The sequence below is a fragment of the Bacillus hominis genome (assembly GCF_018332515.1).
Classification (GTDB): Bacteria; Bacillota; Bacilli; order Bacillales; family Bacillaceae_G; genus Bacillus_A; species Bacillus_A hominis.
Genome location: NZ_BOQD01000471.1, coordinates 1 through 350 on the forward strand (window position 1 = coordinate 1; position 350 = coordinate 350).

Sequence of the window (350 nt, forward strand, 5' to 3'; positions counted from 1 at the left end):
TATTAGATGAGCCGACAGCTGGACAAGATTATTACCATTACAAACAGTTTATGTCCTTTATTAGAAAACTGGCTGAAAAAGGCATATCCTTTATTATTATCACACACGATATGAATCTTGCTTTAGAATACGCAGATCGAGCGGTAGTTCTGCATGAAGGGAAAATCATTGCGGACAATACTGTATCCGCTGTATTAGGGGATCAAGGAACGTTACAAAGAGCTAATCTACGGGAGATTTCATTAATAAAACTAGCTAAATTAAGCGGAATTCCAACTCCAGAAAAGTTTGTGAAACTTTATATTGAGGCTAATAGGAGGGAGGAATATGCATAATACGTATTTTCATCG

Annotated in this window: 1 pseudogene; it reads left to right on the top strand. The window is 36.6% G+C overall.

Annotated elements, in window-relative coordinates:
• Positions 1 to 335 (top strand): annotated as a pseudogene (locus KI356_RS26485) (ABC transporter ATP-binding protein); the annotation flags it as partial.
• Positions 336 to 350: the final 15 nt, after the last annotated feature.